A 19,181-nucleotide genomic window follows, 5' to 3' on the forward strand; every position below is an offset into this window, starting at 1 on the left:
GGCAAAAGCCCCTGCAAAGTAGTTGCAAGGTAGAAAAATCCGCATAACATCTTTAGTCATTCGTCGTCCTCATTGACCCACGACATTGACCATCTATAGGCAAATGGCCCAACCGATTTTCTAAAAAAACGGCGTAATGTTCGCCAAACAAGAAAAATGACGTAACGTCCAGGGGGAGAGGGAAGATGTCTGCGGAACACAACGATCTGCGCAAGGTGCTGGCCTTCTGCCGGCGCAGCTTTGGCTATGTGGCCCTGTTCAGCCTGTTCATCAACCTGCTGATGCTGGTGCCGCCACTCTATATGCTGCAGGTGTATGACCGGGTGCTGACCACCCGCAGCCAGGAAACCCTGTGGATGCTGACTCTGGTGGTGGTGTTCCTGTTTCTGGTGATGGGTGGGCTCGAGCTGATGCGCTCACGCATCCTGGTCCGGGTCGGCAATCGCCTCGATGCGCTGATCAGTCCCCGGCTCTACAGCGCCATGTTCAAGCGCACCCTGTCGAGTCCCGGCAAGCCCTCCGCCCAACCGCTCAACGACCTGACCAGCCTGCGTCAGTTCCTCTCCGGCAACGGCCTGTTTGCCTTCTTCGATGCGCCCTGGGTACCGGTCTACATCGGGGTGCTGGCACTCTTTCATCCGTGGTTTGGGCTGTTTGCCCTGGGCGCCGGCGTGATCCTGGCCACCATCGCGGTCATCAACGAGCGTATGACCAAGCAACTGCTGACCGAGGCCAACGGTCGCCACGTGCAGTCCCAGGACCTGGCCAACAGCAACCTGCGCAACGCCGAGGTGCTGCACGCCATGGGCATGCTGCCCGGGATCCAGGGCCGCTGGGCGGCGCGCCATCGTGAATACCTGGTGCTGCAATCCCAGGCCAGCGATCGTTCGGGCCTGCTGACCAATACCTCCAAGGTGCTGCGGCTGATGTTCCAGTCGCTGATCCTGGGCATCGGTGCCTTTCTGGTGCTCAGGGGCGAGCTGACCCCTGGCATGATGATCGCCGGTTCGATCCTGATGGGCCGCGCCCTCGCCCCCATCGACCAGATGATCAACGGCTGGAAGGGCTTTTCCGGGGCACGCACGGCCAAGGGACGACTCGAGGCGTTGCTCGACGAGGTGCCCGCCGATCCGCCGACCATGCCGCTGCCCCGGCCCCGGGGTCAGCTCAGCCTGGAAGGTGTCAGCGCCGCGCCTCCCGGCGTGCGCCTGCCGACCCTGACCAACATCGACCTCAAGCTTGCCAAGGGCGAACACCTGGCCGTGGTCGGCCCCAGCGCCTCGGGCAAGTCGAGCCTTGCCCGGGTGGTGCTCGGGCTATGGCCGGCTCAGCTTGGCTGTGTGCGCCTGGATGGCGCCGATATCAACAAGTGGGATCGCACTGCGCTGGGCCCCTACCTCGGCTATCTGCCCCAGGACATCGAGCTGTTCGACGGCAGCGTGGCCGAGAACATCGCCCGCTTCCAGGAGGTCGACCCCGAGCAGGTCGTACGTGCCGCCCGCCGTGCCGGCGTGCATGAACTGGTGCTGAAGCTGCCCGAAGGCTATGACACCTATCTGGATCACGGCGGCACCGCGCTGTCTGCCGGTCAGCGCCAGCGTATCGGCCTGGCCCGAGCGCTCTACGGCGACCCCGCGCTGATCGTGCTGGATGAACCCGACGCCAATCTGGACGATGCCGGTGAGGCCGCCCTGGCCGAGTGCCTGCTCCAGCTGCGCCAGCAGGGCACCACCGCGCTGGTGATCACCCATCGCCAACGCCTGCTGAGCAACGTCGATCGTATCCTGGTACTCAAGGACGGCCAGATCGCCTCGCTGACGCCGCCCCGCCGCAACACGCCGGCGGCCGCCGTGGCCACCGCTGGACGGCGCTCGCCCGGCGTCACCACCCTGCACCCCAGCGCCCGGGGGCGCTCCCCCGTCAACCGCCGCAGCGGCGGTGAGGAGACCTCATCATGAACAGCCCCTCCCCTTCCCAGGACGACCTGCCGCTGCAGGACACTCGCTATCGGCGCATGGGCCTGATCATCCTGCTGGTCGCCTTCGGCGGCTTCGGCAGCTGGTCGGTGATGGCCAGCCTGGCGGTCTCGGTGGTGGCTCCAGGCTCGGTGTCGGTAGAGAGCTTCACCAAGACGGTGCAGCATCTCGAGGGTGGCATCGTCGAGCAGATCCACGTCGAGGATGGCAGCCAGGTCGAGGCCGGCGCACCGCTGATCACCCTGGATGACACCCAGGCGATGGCCCAGAGTCGTATCGTCGAGACCGAGTACCTGATCGCCCGCGCCAGCGAAGTACGCCTGCTGGCCGAACAGTCCGGCGCCGAAACGCTGGTCTTCCCCCAGGCCCTGATCGATTCGGACAACGCCCGGGTACAGGCGGTGCTGGAGGTTCAACGACGGCTGTTCGAGGTACGCCGCGACTCGCTGGAGGGCACCCTGGCGGCGCTCGACCAGCAGATCCTCCAGCTCGAGGAGCAGATCACCGGCCTCGAGGAGACCCAGGTCATCACCCAGCGACGAATCGACTCCCTCAACGGCGATGTCGCCAACCACCGCAAGCTGTTTCGTGATGGCTTGATCAGCAGCCAGCGCATGCGCGAGATGGAGCGCGAGAGCCTGGAGTACCAGAGCGACAACGCTCGTCACGTCTCCGAGGTGGCCAGGCTCAGGGCCCAGATCAGCGAGAACACCCTGAACAAGCAGATTCGCCTGCAGGAGTTCCAGCAGCAGGTCGGCGAGGCGCTGCGCCAGGTGCAGGCCGAGGTGGCGGACGCTGAAGAACGCCTGGTGGCGCTGAACGATACCTTGAAGCGCACCCAGATCACCGCCCCGGTAGCGGGCACCGTGGTCGGGCTCAAGGTGCATACCCTGGGCGCGGTGGTGCGCGGCGGCGACCCGCTGATGGACCTGGTGCCCATGGGCGACGGCTTTATCGTCGAGGCCAAGGTGGCCAACCACGACGTCGACCATCTGTACCTTGGCCAACCGGCGGAAATCCGCTTCAGCGCCTTCAACCAGCGGCTGTCCAACGTCATCGACGGTGAGGTCGTCCACGTCAGCGCCAACAGTTTCGAGGACGAGGCGACGCGCCAGCGCTACTACAAGGTACGCATCCAGGTCACCGAACTCGGCGAGAAGGACATGACCGAGAATATGCGGCTGATGGCCGGCATGCCGGCAGAGGTGATGATCCGCACCAGCGAAAGAAGCTTCGCCAGCTATGTGGCGAAACCGATCGTGGACATGCTGGCCCGAGCGATGCGGGAAGAGTAACTAGTGAGACCGCCTTTTCACGCGACACCCTTGCGCGCGTGAAAGGCGGAACACCGAGGATCACCGGCCCTCCGCGACACCCTTGCGCGCGTGAAAGGCGGAACACCAAGGATCACCGACCTCGCATCAGGCGTTGAAGCGAATCGTCCCGATCCGCGACACCTCGTAGCCGCCAAGGCTTTCCGCCTGGTCCCGTAAACGCTCACCCCGGGCGAAGGCGAACAGCCGCTGCAGGGCATCGCTGAAATAGCTGCGTCGCCGCAACAGCAGGTCGAAGGACTCCTGGTGCAGGGGCAGGAAATGAAGCCCCTGGCGCCTTGCTGCGGCCTCCACACCAAGCCCAACGTCCGCCCTGCCCTGGGCAACGGCAAGCGCCAGGTCGTCCTCGCTTGTCGCCGGATGCTCCAGCATATCCAGCTGTTCCATCTCGATGCCCTGCCGCTCCAGCAGCCAACCCAGCAAGCGGTGGGCGCCGGCACCTTCGGGTCGCCGACCGATACGTAGCCCCGGCCTTGCCAGGTCACCCAGGCCTTCGAGGCCAAGCGGGTTGCCCGGCGCCAGCATCAGCCCCTGGGTACGTCTGGCCCAGTGCACCACCACCAGGTCACGCATGCCACCGAGGCCAAGCTCCGAGGGCACATTGTAGCGCCCCGCCCCGTCCAGCAGATGAGCACCCACCACCATGGCCTTGCCCGCCATCAGCCGCTGGATACCGTCGCCGCTGCCCAGGCAAAGGCTCGCCAGGCCACAGCCGCTCTCGCGCATCGCCCAGTCCAGCAGCGGATCCTGACTGCCGGCCATCACCTCCAGCGGCTCGGTCGCGGAAGACTGATCCCCCTCCAGGTGATTCATCAGCCACAGGTCGATGGCATGACGTGGAAACAGCAGTTTGCCGGTGGCACGGGTGCAGGGAATCTGCCCCTGGCGGACCAGATCGTAGACCTTGCGTGGCTTCAACCGCAGATAGTCGGCCACCTCTGCGGTGGTGAGATAGCGAGGCAGGACGGGTTCGACCATCGGGTTACCTCCAAAAGGTGTAGAGGGTCACTTTGCAGGAAGTGGTCTATGGCTGCATATATTACGGCCATGGGGTGCGCGCCGCAGTAGATCATCACATCATGCCGGTAGACCGGAAAACGGCAAGCACCCGACGCCCCCAAATCGACCGAGACACGATGACCGACTCTGCCTTCCTTACTGCCCTTGAACTCGTCATCGGTCTGGACGCCGACCTGCTCGACATCGTCGGGTTATCGCTGAAGATCTCGCTGACCGCTGTCGCCATCGCTGCCCTGCTGGCCTTTCCATTGGGGGCGGCGCTGGCGCTGTTTCGCTTTCCAGGCCGAGCCCCTCTTATCGTCACCCTCAATGCCCTGATGGGCCTGCCGCCGGTGGTGGCGGGCCTCGCCGTCTATCTATTGCTGTCCCGGGCAGGGCCGCTGGGTTCTCTGGGCCTGCTGTTTACCCCCACCGCCATGGTCGTGGCCCAGGTCATCCTGGTGCTGCCGATCCTGGCGGCCCTGACCCGTCAGAAGGTCGAGGAGCTCCACGGCGAGTACGCCGAACAGCTCGCTTCCATCGGGGTTTCTCGGCGGCGCCGTATTCCGACCTTGCTGTGGGACGCCAGGCTGTCGCTGATCACTGTGGTGCTGGCCGGCTTTGGCCGCGCCAGCGCCGAGGTCGGAGCGGTGATGATCGTCGGCGGCAACATCGATGGCGTCACCCGGGTCATGACGACGGCCATCGTGCTGGAGACCAGCAAGGGCAACCTGCCCCTGGCGCTGGGCCTGGGTATCGTGTTGCTGACACTGGTGGGGGTCATCAATGCATTGGCACATCTGCTGGGCGAAGCGACGCGGAGGCAGCTCGGATGACCCATCTGACCCTTTCGGTGCCGGCCACGACGCCACGCCTGAACTTCGATCGCGTCAGTTACGCATCCCGTGGGCAGACGCTGCTGGGGCCGCTGTCGCTGAACCTGGAGGGCCATCGCCGCACCCTGATCATGGGGCCCAACGGCGCCGGCAAGAGCCTGCTGATGCGCCTGGCCCATGGTCTGCTGCAACCGACGTCGGGGCGCCTGGTGTGGGAAGGCGCGGCGCCACGCCAGGCCATGGTGTTCCAGCGCCCGGTGCTGCTCAGACGCTCGGCCCTGGCCAACCTCGAGTATGCCCTGGCGGTGCAGCGGGTGCCGCGGCGTCAGCGCCGCGAACGGGCCGGGGAGGCGCTGACACGATTTGGCCTGGAGGCGCTCGCCCGGCGACCGGCCAGGGTACTGTCCGGCGGCGAACAGCAGCGCCTGGCGCTGGCCCGGGCCTGGCTGCTGTCGCCCGAGGTGCTGTTTCTCGATGAGCCCACCTCGGCCCTGGATCCCGCCGCCATTCGCGCCGTGGAGGCCGCCATTGGCGACTTTCACCGCCAGGGCGTACGCATCGTGATGACCAGCCATGACCTTCATCAGGCGCGCCGACTGGCCGACGAGGTGATCTTGCTGCACCACGGCAGGCTGGTCGAACAGAGCCCTGCGGCGACCTTCTTCGACGCCCCGGTCACCGCCGAGGGCCACGCCTTTGTCCACGGCGAGCTGCTCGATTGAGCGGCCTGCCCCATCCAGAAGTCCGATCAACCCACGCAAGGAAGGCCCCCATGACAAGATATCCAGACTCCACTCCTGCCAGTGCTCTGCTTTCCGGCGCCCTGCTGATCGCCGGTCTGGCGGTGTGCGCCACCAGTGCCCAGGCCGAGGATGAGCCCCCTTTTATCACCCTGGCCTCGACCACCTCGACCCAGAACTCGGGGCTGTTCGACGCCATCATCCCGAGCTTTACCGAGGACTCCGGCATCGACGTCCATGTGGTCGCCGTGGGCACCGGACAGGCCTTCGAGATCGCCAGGCGCGGGGACGCCGACAGCCTGCTGGTGCACGACACCGCCGGTGAAGAGGCCTTCGTGGCGGACGGCTACGCCACCGAGCGCGCCGACGTCATGTACAACGACTTCGTGCTGATCGGCCCGGCCGAGGATCCCGCAGGCATCCGTGACGCCGACAGCGCAGCCGAGGCGCTCAACCTGATCGCCGACAACGCGTCGCCCTTCGCCTCCCGTGGCGACGACAGCGGCACCAACCGGGCGGAGCTGCGGCTGTGGGAGTCGGCGGGGGTCGAACCCGGCGGCGACTGGTACCGCGAGCTGGGCAGCGGCATGGGGGCCACCCTCAACACCGCGGCGGGCATGGGTGCCTACGTGATGTCGGATCGTGCCACCTGGGTGGCCTTCGATAACCGTCAGGATCTCGAGCTGCTGTTCGAAGGGGACGAGGTGCTGTTCAACCAGTACGGCAGCCTCAAGCTGTCGCCCGAGCGCCATCCGGAGCTCAAGCACGACCTGGCCGACCAGTGGCACGACTGGCTGCTGTCCGAGGCGGGCCAGCAGGCCATCGGCGACTTCGAGGTCAAGGGGCAGCAGCTGTTCTTTCCCAACGCCGACGGCGAGTAATCGCTGGCTTGCGCTGAAGCCGGCGGCCGCGCCCGAGGCAGCAACGTCAACTGACCGGGGTCGTAGCAGGGTCATATATCTCGGTCTAGGCTGATACATGGATTGACGCGAGACGGGCGAAGGCACGCGATCGGCGTGCTTCGTTCGTCCCCATGACCGACAAGGACCCTCAATGCGCGCTCGCATCCTCTCTCTGTGCCACTGCCCGATCCCCCGCCAGGACCACCAGCACGGTGACAAGGTCGATGCCAAGATCATCAACCTGACGCCGGTGCTGGGCATGCGCGACCTCGGCTGTCGCCGAGTCACCCTGGCACCTGGCTGCCACGCCTGGCCTTTCCACTTCCATCACAACAATGACGAGATGTTCATCGTGCTCAAGGGCAAGGGCAGCGTGCGTCTGGGAGAGAAACGCTACCCCATCGTCGAGGGGGAGCTGATCGCGGCCCCCGCCGGCGACGCCGACTGCGCCCACCAGATCATCAACGACTCCGACGAACCCCTGACCTACCTGTGTATCAGCAGCATGAACGCACCGGACGTGATGGAGTATCCCGACTCAGGCAAGTTTGGTGTACTGGCCGGCAGCGCTCCGGGCGGCGACAAGGCCGAGCGCAGCTTCGAACACTACGGCATGCGCCAGGACGCGGTGGACTACTGGCAGGACGAAGATTGATGGGACGGGCGCGCCTGGAGGCAGACGGCTCACCCTTGCCGTATCGCTCCATGCCTCGTGCCAGGCGCGCTTTCTCAGGCGTTGCCGATCTCGTCCCTGAATCTGGCCTGGCATTGAACCACTGCCATTATCCTGATCTCGATCTGAACCGCACGGCCACCCTGTTCACCCCATCGCCCTGACCCGAAGGCGTCGTCTGGCGCTTCTGGTGGCTACCCACTGCCGGGCGCCTGCCGCTCGACTACCCGTACCTATCTACCAACTTTGGTCGCAAGCATCACAAGCTGCACTTTACGTTAACGTAAACCTTGCCTAGTCTTCTTGTCATCCCGTGAACGCTCACCGCCTGCGGTGCCGTTTCACCTCGTCACCAACACCATCAATAAAGATGGTCCGGCCCCCTCCTGGCGCCGTATCGACCATCAAGGATGCCCCGGAGCCCATCATGTTCAGCCCCTATACGCCCCTCGATTTCGGCCTCGACGAAACCCTGGTCATGCTGCGCGACCAGGTCAACGCCTTCGCCCGCGACGAGATCGCCCCCCGCGCCGGCGAGATCGACGAGAAAAATGAATTCCCCGCCGACCTGTGGCAGAAGTTCGGCGACATGGGCCTGCTCGGCATTACCGTGTCCGACGAGGACGGCGGCACAGGCATGGGCTATCTGGCCCACTGCATCGCCATGGAAGAGATCTCCCGGGCCAGCGCCTCGGTGGGCCTGTCCTACGGCGCCCACTCCAACCTGTGCGTCAACCAGCTCAAGATCAACGCCTCCGCCGAACAGAAGGCCAAGTACCTGCCCAAGCTGATCTCCGGCGAGCACGTAGGGGCGCTGGCCATGTCGGAGCCGGGCGCCGGTTCCGACGTGGTGTCGATGAAGCTGCGCGCCCGCAAGGACGGCGACCGCTACATCCTCAACGGCAACAAGATGTGGATCACCAACGGCCCCGACGCCGACGTGCTGGTGGTCTACGCCAAGACCGATCCTGACGCCGGCTCCAAGGGCATGACGGCATTTATTATCGAGAAGGGCTTTGCCGGCTTCTCCACCGCCCAGAAGCTCGACAAGCTCGGCATGCGCGGCTCCAACACCTGTGAACTGGTGTTCGAGGACTGTGAAGTCCCCGCCGAGAACGTGCTGGGCGAGGTCGGCAAGGGCGTGCGCGTGCTGATGAGCGGGCTGGACTACGAGCGCACCGTGCTGGCTGCTGGCCCCATCGGCATCATGCAGGCGGCGATGGACGTGGTGGTGCCTTACATCCACGAGCGCAAGCAGTTCAACCAGTCCATCGGCGAGTTCCAGCTGGTCCAGGGCAAGGTTGCCGACATGTACACCACCCTGAACGCCTGCCGCGCCTACCTCTACACCGTCGCCGCCGCCTGCGACCGCGGCCAGACCTCGCGCAAGGACGCCGCCGGGGTGATCCTCTACTGCGCCGAGAAGGCCACTCAGGTGGCGCTGGACGCCATCCAGCTGCTCGGCGGCAACGGCTACATCAACGAGTATCCGACCGGGCGCCTGCTGCGTGACGCCAAGCTCTACGAGATCGGTGCCGGCACCAGCGAGATCCGGCGCATGCTGATCGGGCGTGAGCTGTTCAACGAATCCAAGTAAGGGGAGCCGGTCATGGCGATTCTGGACACCAAGATCAACCCGCGCTCCGAGGACTTCCAGGCCCGGGACGCGGCCATGCGCGCCGAAGTCGGCAAACTGGCCGAACTGACCGCTGCCATCCGCCGTGGCGGTGGCGACAAGGCCCGTAGCCGTCACGAATCCCGCGGCAAGCTGTTCGTGCGCGACCGCATCGACCACCTGCTCGACGAGGGCTCGCCCTTCCTCGAACTGTCGGCGTTGGCCGCCCATGAGGTGTACGACGCCGAAGTGCCGGCGGCCGGCATCGTCACCGGCATCGGCCGCGTTTCGGGCGTCGAGTGCGTGATCGTCGCCAACGACGCCACCGTCAAGGGCGGCACCTATTTTCCGCTGACGGTGAAAAAGCACCTGCGCGCCCAGGAAGTCGCGCGCAAGCATCGCCTGCCCTGCGTCTACCTGGTCGACTCCGGCGGGGCCTTTCTGCCGCGCCAGGACGAGGTATTCCCCGACCGCGACCACTTCGGCCGGATCTTCTACAACCAGGCCACCCTGTCGGCGGAGGGGATACCCCAGATCGCCGTGGTGATGGGCTCCTGCACCGCCGGTGGCGCCTATGTGCCGGCCATGGCCGATGAATCGATCATCGTGCGCGAGCAGGGCACGATCTTTCTCGGCGGCCCGCCGCTGGTCAAGGCCGCGACCGGCGAGACCATCAGCGCCGAGGACCTGGGCGGCGCCGACGTCCATACCCGGATCAGCGGGGTCGCCGACCACTACGCCGACAACGACGCCCACGCCCTGCAGATCGCCAGGCGCTGCGTGTCCCGCCTGAACTGGCAGAAGCGCGGCGAGCTGGCGATGGCCGCTCCGCGCCCGCCCAGCCTCGACCCCGAGGAGCTCTACGGTATCGTCGGTACCGACCTCAAGAAGCCCTTCGAGGTGCGCGAGGTCATCGCGCGGATCGTCGACGGCTCCGACTTCGACGAGTTCAAGCGCTACTACGGCGATACCCTGGTCACCGGCTTCGCCCATATCCACGGTCATCCGGTGGGCATCGTCGCCAACAACGGGGTGCTGTTCTCGGAGAGCGCGGTCAAGGGCGCCCACTTCATCGAACTGTGTGCCCAGCGCAAGATTCCGCTGGTGTTCCTGCAGAACATCACCGGCTTCATGGTCGGCTCGAAGTACGAGCACGAGGGCATCGCCAAGCACGGCGCCAAGCTGGTGACCGCGGTGTCCTGCGCCAAGGTACCCAAGTTCACGGTGCTGATCGGCGGCAGCTTCGGCGCCGGCAACTACGGCATGTGTGGCCGCGCCTTCGAACCCAACCTTTTGTTCATGTGGCCCAACGCCCGCATCTCGGTGATGGGCGGCGAGCAGGCCGCCGGCGTGCTGTCCCAGGTCAAGCGCGAGCAGATCGAACGCGCCGGCGAGTCCTGGTCCGCCGAGGACGAAGAGGCCTTCAAGAAGCCGACCCGCGAACAGTACGAACACCAGGGCCATCCCTACTACGCCAGCGCCCGACTGTGGGACGACGGCGTGATCGACCCGGCCCAGACCCGCGATGTACTGGGCCTGTCGCTGGCCGCCGCGATGAATGCCGAGATCGAACAGACGCGCTTCGGCGTCTTCCGCATGTAATGCCCTCAAGGATGGATCCCATGTCAGACATGTCCCAACTACGGATCGACGCCCGGGGGGTTGCCTGGTTGACCCTGACCCGCCCCGAGGTGCACAACGCCTTCGACGACGCCCTGATCGGCGAGCTCAACGCCCACCTGGATCAGGTACGCCAGGCCACCGACAGCGGCAAGGTACGAGTGCTGGTGCTGGGCTCAGAGGGCAAGAGCTTCTCCGCCGGCGCCGACCTCAACTGGATGAAGCGCATGGTCGACTACAGCGTCGACGACAACCTGGCCGACTCGCGTGAGCTGTCTCGCCTGATGCACGGCCTCGACAGTCTGCCCTGCGTGACGGTGTGCCGGGTCCAGGGAGCGGCCTTCGGTGGCGCGGTGGGCCTGGCCGCCTGCTGCGACATCGTGATCGCCTCCGACAGGGCCAAGTTCTGCCTGTCCGAGGTGCGCATCGGCCTGTCGCCGGCGGTCATCAGCCCCTACGTGCAGCGCGCCATCGGCAGCCGTCAGATGCGCCGCTACGCGCTCAGCGCCGAAGTCATGGACGCCGACACCGCCCAGCGACTGGACCTGGTCCACCGGGTGGTCGCCGCAGAGGAACTCGACGCCGCCATCGACGCGATGCTCGACACCCTGCTGGCCACCTCGCCCCAGGCCAGCCGGGCCACCAAGGGCCTGCTGGCGGAAGTCGCCAGGGACACCGACAGCGACGCCACCCGCGAGCGCACCTGTCAGGTCATCAGTGAACTGCGCACCAGCGCCGAAGGCCAGGAGGGACTGGCGAGTTTCCTCGAGAAGCGCCGTCCGGCCTGGGCCGACACCGCCTCTTCCACCAGCCCCCCTTCATCCGCCAGTCCCCCCTCATCCACCAGCAAAAAAGGGAGCGCCTCATGAGCTCGAATCCGTCAGACCGCCAGCCGCGCTTCGACACTCTGCTGGTGGCCAATCGTGGCGAGATCGCCTGTCGTGTCATGGCCACCGCCCGGGCCATGGGCCTGAAGACGGTGGCGGTGTACTCCGACGCCGATGAAGGCGCGCGCCACGTGCGCGAAGCCGACGAGGCGATCCGCATCGGTCCGGCGCCGGCCCGGGAAAGCTATCTCGATGTCGACAAGGTCATCGCGGCGGCCCGCCGCAGCGGCGCCGGCGCCATCCATCCCGGCTACGGTTTCCTGTCGGAAAACGAGGCCTTCGTCAGCGCCTGCGAAGACGCCGGTATCGTCTTCGTCGGCCCGCCCGCCTCCAGCATCAAGGCCATGGGCGACAAGTCCGCCGCCAAGGCCCGCATGATGGACGCTGGGGTGCCGCTGGTGCCGGGCTACCACGGCGATGATCAGGACGACGACCTGCTCAAGCGCGAGGCCGACGCCATCGGCTATCCGGTGCTGCTCAAGGCCAGCGCCGGTGGCGGCGGCAAGGGCATGCGCGTGGTCGAGAACGCCGACGAGTTCCAGGCGGCCCTGGACGGCTGCCGACGGGAGTCCCGAGCGGCCTTCAACGACGACCGCATGTTGATCGAGAAGTACCTGACCCAGCCTCGCCACGTCGAGGTCCAGGTGTTCTGCGACAGGCACGGCGGCGGCGTCTACCTGTTCGAGCGCGACTGCAGCGTGCAGCGTCGTCACCAGAAGGTGCTCGAGGAAGCCCCTGCACCGGGCATGACCCTGCAACTGCGCCAGGCCATGGGCGAGGCGGCGGTGCGCGCGGCCCAGGAGATCGGTTACGTCGGCGCCGGCACGGTGGAGTTTCTGCTCGACGCCTCACCGGGGCAGGACGGCTCCTTCTATTTCATGGAGATGAACACCCGCCTGCAGGTGGAGCACCCGGTCACCGAGATGATCACCGGGCAGGACCTGGTCGAGTGGCAGCTGCGCGTGGCCATGGGCGAGCGCCTGCCGCTGAGCCAGGATGAGCTGACCATCAATGGCCACAGCTTCGAGGCGCGGCTTTACGCCGAGGACGCCGACCAGGACTTCCTGCCCGCCACCGGCCTGCTCAGCCACTTCTCGCTGGACCTCGAGGGCGCCTCGCTGGACCCGGCCAGGGTGCGCCTGGACAGCGGGGTCGAAAGCGGTGACATGGTGTCGATGCACTACGACCCCATGCTGGCCAAGCTGATCACCCACGGCCCCGACCGCGCCTCGGCGCTGGCGACCCTCAACCGCGCCCTGGCGGCGCTGGACGTGCGTGGTGTGGTCACCAACCGCGGCTTCCTGCAGCGCCTGGCCACCCACCCGGACTTCCAGGCGGCCAACCTCGATACCCGCTTTATCGAGCGCCACGAGGACAGCCTGTTCGCCTCCCGCGGCCTCGACCAGGACAGCCTGGCCAGCGCCGCCCTGGTGGCGCTGCATCAGCTGTCTCGGGAGTGCGAGAGCGACTCGCCCTGGGACCGCCACGACGGCTTTCGCCTGAACGGCCCGCGCCAGATCCGTATCGCCCTGTGCGACCCGCGCGAGGCGCTGGACGCCGAGCCTGCGAGCCTGGCGCTGGTCGAGGGACGTCATGGGGCCAGCGACGACGCCTGGCAGCTCAGCATCAGCGGGGTCAATCGCGACGAGGTCCAGCAGGTATCGGCGAGCCTCACCGATCTGCCCGGCGACGCCGTGGCGATCACTCTGGACGGCCACCGCCGCCGCCTGCAGGCGCGCCTGGTGGGCGAAGGCAAGGAGCGCAACGAGATCGTGCTGTCGAGCCCCGAGGGCGAGGTCCGCCTTTACTGGCGGCGTATCGACGCCATCGACCACGGCCAGCACGAGGTCGAGTCGACCCTGACCGCGCCCATGCACGGTACCGTGGTGGCGCTGCTGGTTGCGCCCGGTGCTGCCGTTGCCAAGGGTGACGCCCTGATGGTGATGGAAGCGATGAAGATGGAGCACACCCTCACCGCCCCGGCCGACGGCGCCGTGGCCAGCTTCCACTTCGCCGCCGGCGACACCGTCGGCCAGGGCGACGTGCTGCTGGAGTTCGACGCCGGCGCGTCGCCAACAGAGGCGCAGTCAGAGACACAGCCCGAAACCGAGCAAAAGGAGTCCCGCTGATGGCCCTTCCCGCCAGCGTTCGTATCGTCGAAGTCGGGCCTCGCGACGGCCTGCAGAACGAGCCGGACCCAATCACCACGGCGACCAAGCTCGAACTGGTCGAGCGCCTGGCCCAGGCCGGCCATCGCCACATCGAGGCGGCCAGCTTCGTGTCGCCCAAATGGGTGCCGCAGATGGCCGACCACCGCGAGGTGATGACCGCCCTGATGCGAGAGGGCAAAGGCCAGCCAGGGGTGCGCTATTCGGCGCTGACCCCCAACCTCAAGGGACTGGAGGCGGCCATCGAGTGCGGCGTCGATGAGGTGGCGGTGTTCGGCGCGGCCTCGGAGTCGTTCTCGCAAAAGAACATCAACTGCTCCATCGCCGAGTCGTTCGAGCGCTTCGCACCGGTGGTGGAACGCGCCCGCGATCAGGGGATCCAGGTGCGCGGCTATGTGTCCTGCGTGCTCGGCTGCCCCTACGAAGGCGACATCGCCCCCGAGCAGGTGGCGGCGGTCGCCCGGGCGCTGGACGAGATGGGCTGCTACGAGGTGTCACTGGGCGACACCATCGGCACCGGTACCCCGCACAAGGCCCGGCGCATGCTCGAGGCGGTGGCCCGTGACGTTCCGGTCGAGCGTCTGGCCGCCCACTTCCACGACACCTATGGCCAGGCGCTGGCCAATCTGGCCGCGGTACTCGAAGACGGCGTCCAGGTGATCGACAGCTCGGTGGCGGGCCTCGGGGGCTGCCCCTACGCCAAGGGCGCCAGCGGCAATGTCGCCACCGAGGACGTGGTCTACCTGCTTGAAGGCCTGGGCATCGAAACCACGGTGGACCTCGAGCGTATCGCCGCCGTGGGCGACTGGATCACCCGCGCCATCGGGCGTCCCAATCGCTCCAAGGCCGGTGTGGCGGTGGTTGCCAAGGGCTGACCAATGCCGAGGGGGAAGGCAAGAGAGGAAGGAACGGGGCCAGCGCGGTTCTCTCCTTTCTTTTCTCTCCCTTCCCTCTCTTTCCTCCCCCTCCCCATGCCTTCCCCTTCCTTTCCATCCCGCGACATACATCGCATCGTGCTATTCTCAGTGTCAGTCCATGAGAGGAACAGGACATGAGCGCACAGGGCCAACGCATTCTCGAGCAGATTCAGCAGCAGCTGCAGCAATCTACCGAGGCGGCAGAGACGGCAGGCTGGGATGACGTGGATATCACTGCCTCGGGCACAGTGGTGGTGCGCAGGTACGCCAGCAAGGACGCCGCCGAGCTTGAGCGCCAACGCATCGACCAGAGCTTCCCCCTGGCTTCCCACGACAGCCAGTAGCAGCGTAGCCGCCCACCATGATCGGGCTGCTCATCTTTCCCGTGCTGGTGTGTGGCTATATCTACCTCACCGAAAGCCCTGCCGAGCGCATCCGTATCAGCCTCTACCATGGCTGGTCGCTCTACATTCGTGCGGCGCAGTTCGGCATTCTTATTGTCGCGGTGGTCGCCTTGCTGTTCGGCTATGTGCTGCCGTGGCTCGGTGTACTGATCGGCAGGCTGACAGGCATCACCCTCCTTCCTCATACTCACCTGTTCATGCTGCTCGCCCAGCTGATGGCAAGCGGACTCTACTCTGCAACGCCTCCTCCTCCCGCCACCATGGCATCGCTTCAGATTGCGTCCCTGTCACTGTGCTCAATCGCCTTTACCTGGTCCATTGCCTGGTCATGCCAGCGATTCACCTGGCTGGGAGCAACACGGCTACAACAGGCACGCCGCCACCATGTGGTGAAACTGCTGCGAGACCAGGCGCCTATCGAGCACCACCTTGTCACCATCATGACCCAGGCCAAGATCGACCTGGCCCACAACGCGGCTATTCTCGAGGCCAGAACCGGTCTGTCCGACAACCTGCGCAAAGGCACGATCGATCGACACGACCGGATGAGCCGGTCGTCCTTGCTGGAGACGCTGAAACAGCTTAAATATCGCAAGATCACCTATGCTCTGGTGACCCTGGAAAATGACAAGGTCTACATCGGCCTACCGACCATCGTGCCGGAACCGGACGAGGAAAGCGTGGTATCCAATGCGATTCGACTGATACCGCTGCGCTCGGGCTACCGTCATGAACAGAACAAGCAGGTGAACCTTACCACCCAGTATGACTTCGACCTGGCCGCGCCAAGAGCGGAGTTCGAAGTCTCGCTTCAGCGCGACAAGATCATCAGCGTTTCCGGCTTCACGTTCAATCTTCGTCACCCGTCCTCGGCGTCCGTGCGGCCGGCGTCGACCGGCCCGCTGGCTGACGCGAACACTTCCCCGCCCTCGGTAGTGCGAAGGCTCCTTCAATGCCTGCGTGGCGCGGCCCCCTGAGTCTCCGGGCAACTGTGCCGATCGGGTCGCAAGCGTTTACAGGGTTGGTTGTGAATGCAGCGGGCGCCGCCTAGCGTTATGCCTTGTAGGAAAAGTGCCTGCGCTCGCCGACGTTACCTCGCCCGCCTGGCAAGCAAAGCACTGACTGCACCGATTCGACCACAGGGAAGCCCTCATGACCCCCGTTCTCGTCTTCTGCCTGATCGCGGCGCTCGGTATCGGCGCCCAGTGGCTGGCCTGGCGCTGGAAGGTGCCGGCCATCGTTCTGCTGCTGCTGAGCGGCGTACTCATCGGCCCGGTAACCGGTGTGCTCGACCCACGCTCGGTATTCGGCGAGTTGCTCGAACCGCTGATCGCGGTCGCCGTGGCGATGATCCTGTTCGAGGGTGGCCTGACGCTGAACCTGACACGGCTGAAGGGCGCGGAGCTTGCGGTGAAGCGCCTGGTGTTCTTCGGCGGCCCGCTGGTCTGGCTGCTGGCGACCCTGTCGGGCCACTACATCGGTGGGCTGACTTGGGCATCGGCCTCGGTGCTTGGCGGCATCCTGATCGTCACCGGCCCCACCGTCATCATTCCCCTGCTGCGCCAGGCCAGCCTCAAGCGGCGTCCGGGGGAAATCCTGCGCTGGGAGGCGATCCTCAATGACCCGGTGGGCGCCCTGGCGGCGGTGCTGGCCTTCGAACTCGCCATCGTTCTCAACTCCTCTCACTCGCTGTCGATGACCCTCGGCCATATGGCGCTGGGCATCGCGGTGGCGAGCGCGGTGGGACTGGCCACCGCCTGGGGCCTGATCCGCGCGATCAAGGGCGGCCATATCCCCGAGTTTCTCAAGGTGCCGGTGATCATCTTCTTCGTCATGGCCACCTACGCCCTGCCCAATGCGCTGCTGCATGAAAGCGGCCTTCTGGCGGTCACCGTGATGGGCGTGGTGATCGGCAATTCGTCGCTGTCGTCGCTGGACGAGATCCGCCGCTTCAAGGAGAACATCACCGTACTGCTGGTCTCCGGGGTATTCATCCTGCTGGCCGCTCAGGTGGACCTGGGCACCCTGGCCACCCTGACGACCCGCGAAATCCTGTTCGTCGCAGTGGTACTGCTGCTGGTCCGCCCGCTGGCGGTCTTCATATCGTTGATCAAGGTCGACCTGCCCTTCGGCGAGAAGCTGATGGTCGGCTGGATCGGTCCACGCGGGGTGGTCGCGGTGGCCATCGCCGGTCTGTTCGGCGCGCGCCTGGTCGACATCGGCATCGAGGACGCCGCCCTGCTGTCGCCATTGGCCTTTGCCATCGTCGCCGTCACGGTGCTGCTTCACGGCTTCTCGCTGCAACCCCTGGCCCGTCGCTTCAATCTTCAGTCCACCGATACCAAGGGGCTGTTGATCATCGGCGCCAACCCCTTCACGGTCGCCCTGGCCGAGGCCATCCAGTCCACCGGGCGCCCGGTGCTGATCGCCGATCGCAACTACAACCATCTGCGCCAGGTCAGAGGCCGCGACATTCCCACCTACTACGGCGAGGTACTCACCGAGGAGGCCGAGCTGACACTCGAGTTCAGCCGCTTCGACAGCATGGTGGCGCTGACCGACAACGACGACTACAACGCCCTGCTGTGCATGCACTATGCTCCCGAATTCGGCCACCATCAGGTGTACCGCTTCGCCCCGGGGGGCGGTGCCGGTGGCGATCATCTCGAGCAGACCCTGGGCGGGCGCTTCTTCGCCAAGGAACTCGACTTCGAACAGGCCACCAACTACATCCGCGAGGGCTGGTGCGTCCGTCTGACGCGCCTCAGCGAGAGCTATTCGTTCGAGGACTATCGACGCGACAACCCCCACGCCCGGGTGATATCGACCTACAGCGAGGATGGCGAGGTACGCGTCATGCACAAGGATGAAAGCTTCGATGCCGGTGACGGCGAGACTCTGCTAGCCCTGGTGCCCGACGACACCCATCGCGACAAGGCAGAGCGCCACGCCAGACGCCAGGAGCAACAACCGACGGATGTCAGCGTTGACGACGGGGCCCATGACGATGACGACGGCGACTCCCGCGGCAACACGACTCCCGGACGCAAACCGCCTGAGCAGGGCTGATCCGGCGAGGTATCGTGGCGGGTGCGGAACTTGTGTAGCCTGGGAAGGCCTAACGCCAGGCGAGCCTTTTCCACGGCTCCCTTCATATGACAAGGAGATGTTTCATGAACGCCAGCTGGATCCCTGTTGCCGCCTTCACTGCGCTGTTCACCGCCCTGGCCGGCTGTGCCGGCGGCAGTGGCCATGATGACAGTGCCGACGCCGCAGCCTCGCCCTCCGCCGACTACATCTGCCAGGATGGCAGCCAGTTCACCATCGTCTTCGACAGTCAGGACAGCGCCGAGGTACAGATGCACGGCGACAGCTTCCCGCTCGAACGCCAGCCCGCCGCCTCGGGCATGCACTACGCCTCGGAAAATGGCCAGCACGTCTTCCGTGGCAAGGGCAACGAGGCCACCTGGACCATCGGCCGGCGCATGCCGGTGCAGTGCGAAGTCAGCAGCTGACGCCCGCGCTATTCCCGGACGCTCTCCGCAGTCAACCGACAAACGCATTTTCCGCCGCCTGCTTTCCGCAAGGAAAGTCGGCGGCATTCGCCAGACATTTCTCCAGCGGCACAACGACCAAGCCGCAGCAGGAGGCAAGATGGCACGCTACTTCAACGACCCCACCCTACCCAGCCCCGAGTTTCCGGGCTCCCATCTGGTCATGGACGAACACTACGTCCACCTGTCGGGGCTGACCGCCGCCGATATCCAGGGCAGTGACGCCATTCTCGGTGACGCCGCCGAAGAAACTCGCTGGATTCTCAGGCGACTGTCTCACCTGCTCGAGCAGGCGGATTGCACCCTGGCCGACACCGTGCGTGTTCAGGTACACCTCACCGACCTGTCGCTGCAACAGGCGGTGGATGATGTCTATTCCGAGTGGTTCGAGGCTGCGCGCTATCCGGCGCGTACCTGCACCGTGTCGCCACAGCTGCATGGCGGCGCCGCCGTGGAGATCACCCTGACCGCCCGGCGGCCCGAGGGGGCATCGCCAGATGAGCCCAGCGAGGGCTGAGTCTTGTCGACCAAGCCTTAGGCTCCGATCGCGCCAGGC

At 65.8% G+C, this 19,181-nt stretch carries 17 protein-coding genes; 16 read left to right on the plus strand and 1 reads right to left on the minus strand.

The features are described from left to right. The first annotated feature begins 185 nt into the window (after positions 1 to 185). The gene (locus NFI08_RS19320) at positions 186 to 1,958 is read left to right on the plus strand and encodes a type I secretion system permease/ATPase (RefSeq protein ID WP_108447747.1); all 1,773 of its coding nucleotides are present in this window, start codon (positions 186 to 188) and stop codon (positions 1,956 to 1,958) included. Then, positions 1,955 to 3,271, plus strand: a complete 1,317-nt coding sequence (locus tag NFI08_RS19325) for an HlyD family type I secretion periplasmic adaptor subunit (protein WP_108132754.1) — start codon at positions 1,955 to 1,957, stop codon at positions 3,269 to 3,271. Before NFI08_RS19320 ends, NFI08_RS19325 begins: the two co-directional genes overlap by 4 nt. Positions 3,272 to 3,397: 126 nt before the next feature. Here NFI08_RS19325 and NFI08_RS19330 read toward each other — a convergent pair whose 3' ends face one another. Next, positions 3,398 to 4,288, minus strand: coding sequence for a substrate-binding domain-containing protein (locus tag NFI08_RS19330; RefSeq protein WP_108132753.1), 891 nt, complete (start codon positions 4,286 to 4,288; stop codon positions 3,398 to 3,400). A 158-nt stretch (positions 4,289 to 4,446) separates the two neighbouring features. Here NFI08_RS19330 and NFI08_RS19335 point away from each other — a divergent pair, with 158 nt between their 5' ends. The 14 genes from NFI08_RS19335 (at position 4,447) to NFI08_RS19400 (ending at position 19,142) form a co-directional block, all read left to right on the plus strand. After that, entirely contained in the window at positions 4,447 to 5,145 is a 699-nt protein-coding gene (locus tag NFI08_RS19335; protein WP_108132752.1) for an ABC transporter permease, read from the plus strand. After that, positions 5,142 to 5,867 carry an ABC transporter ATP-binding protein gene (locus NFI08_RS19340; RefSeq protein ID WP_108447746.1) on the plus strand — a complete coding sequence of 242 codons (726 nt, stop codon included), beginning with the start codon at positions 5,142 to 5,144 and terminating at the stop codon, positions 5,865 to 5,867. Before NFI08_RS19335 ends, NFI08_RS19340 begins: the two co-directional genes overlap by 4 nt. Before the next feature lie 50 nt (positions 5,868 to 5,917). Then, complete coding sequence (locus NFI08_RS19345; protein ID WP_108447745.1) at positions 5,918 to 6,766, plus strand: ABC transporter substrate-binding protein; 849 nt, start codon at positions 5,918 to 5,920, stop codon at positions 6,764 to 6,766. A gap of 172 nt (positions 6,767 to 6,938) precedes the next feature. Further along, a complete protein-coding gene (locus NFI08_RS19350; RefSeq protein WP_108447744.1) occupies positions 6,939 to 7,442 on the plus strand; it encodes a cupin domain-containing protein in 504 nt (167 codons plus the stop codon). Positions 7,443 to 7,887: 445 nt separating this feature from the next. Further along, a complete protein-coding gene (locus NFI08_RS19355; RefSeq protein WP_045994997.1) occupies positions 7,888 to 9,057 on the plus strand; it encodes an isovaleryl-CoA dehydrogenase in 1,170 nt (389 codons plus the stop codon). A 12-nt stretch (positions 9,058 to 9,069) separates the two neighbouring features. Next, the gene (locus NFI08_RS19360) at positions 9,070 to 10,677 is read left to right on the plus strand and encodes a carboxyl transferase domain-containing protein (protein WP_108447743.1); all 1,608 of its coding nucleotides are present in this window, start codon (positions 9,070 to 9,072) and stop codon (positions 10,675 to 10,677) included. Positions 10,678 to 10,697: 20 nt separating this feature from the next. After that, positions 10,698 to 11,564 (plus strand): enoyl-CoA hydratase-related protein, encoded by an 867-nt coding sequence (locus NFI08_RS19365; protein ID WP_108447742.1) that lies wholly within the window; start codon positions 10,698 to 10,700, stop codon positions 11,562 to 11,564. Beyond that, positions 11,561 to 13,711, plus strand: a complete 2,151-nt coding sequence (locus tag NFI08_RS19370) for an acetyl/propionyl/methylcrotonyl-CoA carboxylase subunit alpha (RefSeq protein WP_349591278.1) — start codon at positions 11,561 to 11,563, stop codon at positions 13,709 to 13,711. The genes NFI08_RS19365 and NFI08_RS19370 overlap by 4 nt, the downstream gene beginning before the upstream one ends. Further along, positions 13,711 to 14,625, plus strand: a complete 915-nt coding sequence (locus NFI08_RS19375) for a hydroxymethylglutaryl-CoA lyase (RefSeq protein ID WP_108447740.1) — start codon at positions 13,711 to 13,713, stop codon at positions 14,623 to 14,625. The genes NFI08_RS19370 and NFI08_RS19375 overlap by 1 nt, the downstream gene beginning before the upstream one ends. A gap of 176 nt (positions 14,626 to 14,801) precedes the next feature. After that, positions 14,802 to 15,011 (plus strand): hypothetical protein, encoded by a 210-nt coding sequence (locus tag NFI08_RS19380; RefSeq protein ID WP_124804405.1) that lies wholly within the window; start codon positions 14,802 to 14,804, stop codon positions 15,009 to 15,011. Between the two features lie 17 nt (positions 15,012 to 15,028). Continuing rightward, positions 15,029 to 16,048 carry a hypothetical protein gene (locus tag NFI08_RS19385; RefSeq protein WP_349591279.1) on the plus strand — a complete coding sequence of 340 codons (1,020 nt, stop codon included), beginning with the start codon at positions 15,029 to 15,031 and terminating at the stop codon, positions 16,046 to 16,048. A gap of 175 nt (positions 16,049 to 16,223) precedes the next feature. Continuing rightward, entirely contained in the window at positions 16,224 to 18,140 is a 1,917-nt protein-coding gene (locus NFI08_RS19390) for a cation:proton antiporter (RefSeq protein ID WP_213229852.1), read from the plus strand. A gap of 104 nt (positions 18,141 to 18,244) precedes the next feature. Next, a complete protein-coding gene (locus NFI08_RS19395) occupies positions 18,245 to 18,586 on the plus strand; it encodes an MliC family protein (protein ID WP_108447738.1) in 342 nt (113 codons plus the stop codon). Between the two features lie 139 nt (positions 18,587 to 18,725). Then, positions 18,726 to 19,142 (plus strand): RidA family protein, encoded by a 417-nt coding sequence (locus NFI08_RS19400; protein WP_045995003.1) that lies wholly within the window; start codon positions 18,726 to 18,728, stop codon positions 19,140 to 19,142. Positions 19,143 to 19,181 lie beyond the last annotated feature (39 nt).

It is taken from the genome of Halomonas sp. EF61, assembly GCF_040147045.1.
GTDB classification, from domain to species: domain Bacteria; phylum Pseudomonadota; class Gammaproteobacteria; order Pseudomonadales; family Halomonadaceae; genus Halomonas; species Halomonas litopenaei.